Source organism: Corallococcus exercitus, from assembly GCF_003611585.1.
Taxonomy (GTDB): domain Bacteria; phylum Myxococcota; class Myxococcia; order Myxococcales; family Myxococcaceae; genus Corallococcus; species Corallococcus exercitus.
In genome coordinates this window covers 1-2,743 of record NZ_RAVW01000699.1, presented here as the reverse complement: position 1 = coordinate 2,743, position 2,743 = coordinate 1, and the positions used below count along the sequence as shown (strand labels likewise).

Sequence of the window (2,743 nt, the reverse complement as noted above, 5' to 3'; positions counted from 1 at the left end):
TGCGCGTGGGGTTCCGCACGGGGCGGACGTCCGGGTGGGGGGAGCCCTCGTAGTCGCCGCCCTCGGACTGGTACTCGTAGCCCACCACCTCCTGCTGCGCGGAGAGGTTGAGCACGTCGAGCGACGCATCCAGCGTGAAGTCCTGGTAGGCCCACGACTTCGCGATGCGCGCGTCCACGCGGAAGAACGGCGCCAGCCGCTGCGTGCGGTCCAAGTCCTGGCGCACCCAGCGGGTCGACCCATCGTCGTTCGTCACCCAGCGCTGCGTCTGCGAGGTGATCTGCCCCGACTCCGGACGACCGGTGTTGAAGTGCACCACCGTGCCCACGGTCCAGTTGTTGCCGAACTTGTAGCTGAGCGCGGCGTTGAGCGTGTGGGCCTGCTCGAAGGCGAAGGGCAGCGTGCCTTCCACCCTCTCCACCACCCGGTTGTCGTCGCCGATGCGGGCGAAGCGGGCCTTCCGCTTGCTCTGCAGGAAGCTGTAGGACACCCATCCGAACCAGTGGCGGCCCAGCGGGTGGCGGGCCATCAGGTCAAAGCCGTAGGCGTAGCCGGTGGTGGCGGGGTCCTCGCCCAGGCCGCCCCGGCGGCGCCGGTTCTCCGCCACGTCCACCAGGTCGAACTCCACCGCGCGGGAGAGCGGGTTGAAGAACGCGTCCGCGCTCAATTCCAGCCCCTCGAAGGCCTTCCACTCCGCGCCCACGTCGAACTGCGCGCCGGACTGGAGGCCGTAGCGCAGGCTCGCGGTGTCGATGGCGGGCACGTGCATGAGCACGGTGGGCGGCTGGTGGAACAGGCCCGCGCCGCCCTTGAGCGTGAGGGTGTCCGTCAGCGTGTGGCGCACGGACAGGCGGGGCTCCACCGCGGTGAAGGTCATGCCCGGCACCAGGTGGTACGCGTCCACGCGCAGGCCCGGCGTCACCACCCAGCGGTCCGTCGGCTTCCAGGTGGCGGAGGTATACGCGCCGGAGAAGGTGGCCAGCGCGCTGGGCCGCTTGAGCGGATCCGAGTCGTCGGAGGGCCGCCAGCCCGGAGGCCGCGCGGTGCCGATGAGCGTGGTGGCGGAGCGGCGGTGCTCCACGTCCGCGCCCACCGCGAGGTCCAGCGAGGACGTCAGGGTGCGGCGCCATCCCGCGCGCGCGGCGATGCTCGCCTGACTCAGCCCGTACTCGCCCACCTGTGCGCGCACGAGGGTGCCCTTGCCGGCGTCCTGCGTCTGCTCGCCGGTGAGCCCCAGGCCGTCCCAGCCCAGTGTGACACCGACCTCGCCCTCGCCGTCGGCCACCGGGTGCGTGCCGCGCAGGTCGATGCGGTGGAAGCGCGACGTGACGCCGCCGCCGTCCGCCCCCGCTTGCAGCTGCGGTGCGATGCCCACGTCGTCGGAGCTGCCCAGCGCGAACAGGCGCAGGCGGCCCCTGCCCACCTTCTGCTCGATGCGCGCCTGGTAGTCCCAGAAGCCCGCGCGCAGCTGCTCCGCCCCCTTGTTCTGGAGGGCATTGGCCGCCAGCGAGATGAGCAGCGCGGAGTAGCTGAAGCGGCCCGCCAGGGTGACGCTGGTGCCGGTGGATTCGAAGGGCTGCTCGATGAAGCCGCCCGCGTTGAGCAGGTCCGCGTACGCGGTGAAGTGCAGCCGGTCCTCGCGGGGACGGCTGAGGCGCCCCTCCACCGCGCCGCCCAGCACGCGGCCGTACTGCACCGGCGGCGAGCCCGGATAGAAGTCCACGGTGTCGATGAAGTCCGGGTGCACCACCGCGGGCCCGAGCAGCAGGTGGTACAGCATCGGGATGCGCACGCCGTCCAGGAAGAAGCCCGTCGCGGCGGGCTGGCTGCCGCGCACCACCGGATAGCTGATGCCTGACGCGAGGCTGCCCACGCCCGGCATCAACATCACCACGCGGAAGGGGTCGCCCAGTGTGCCGGGCACCTCGCGGATCTCCTGCTCGTGCAGGCTGATGCGGGTGACCTCCGTGCGCGGGCGCTCGTCGCGCACCACCGTCTCGTAGGGGTTCACCTCGCGCGGCTGGAGCCGGTAGACGACCTGGAGCGTCTGGCCTTGCGTCAGCGTCTCCGTGAAGGACGTCGTCTCATGGCCTGGAGCGCGCACCTCCAGCGAGTGCGCGCCCGGCGTCACGTCCAGCGCGAAGCGGCCCTGCGTGTCCGTGGTGGCGGAGGGCCCCGAAGCACCGTCCAGGAAGAGAGCCGCATCGGCGAGAGGACGGCGCGTGCCGCGTGCGCGCACCTCGCCGGTGAGGCGCGTGGTGGAGGCGGGGACCTGCACGGGTGGCGTGAAGCGGTAGACGAATGGCAGGCGCACCGCCACGGGGGTGCCGCCCAGCGTGGCCGGGGTGAAGCGCAGGCCTGGGGCGGCGGCGAGCGCCGCGTCGGTGAGGCGTGCTTCAGCGGCGGCGCGCACCACCTTCGCTTCCGCGACGCGGCCCTCCACGTCCACCAGCAGCTCCAGCTCCACCTCGCCCGGCGTGCCCTCCAGTCCTTCGGGCCACGCGGCGGGCGCGTCGGCGGTGAGGCTGGGGGGCACGAGCGTCGTGTCACCCGCGTCGGGGGAGAGGCCCAGGCGCGCGGCGTCCTCGGCGGAGAGGGCCTGGCCCGCGTCGGTGGCATGGACGTCCACCTCCACGGCCCGGGGCTCGCTGGTGGCGGAGGGGACGCCCTGTGCGCGGGCGGACGCGCCGGACAGCAGCACGAGGGCCAGCACCAGGGGGACGGCGCGGGGGAGGGACATGGG

At 73.0% G+C, this 2,743-nt stretch carries 1 protein-coding gene; it reads right to left on the bottom strand.

Features of this window, described 5'->3' with window-relative positions; translation table 11 throughout:
- The coding region (locus D7W79_RS41030; protein ID WP_338078859.1) for a TonB-dependent receptor domain-containing protein at nt 1–2,743 on the bottom strand (2,743 nt) is incomplete at both ends.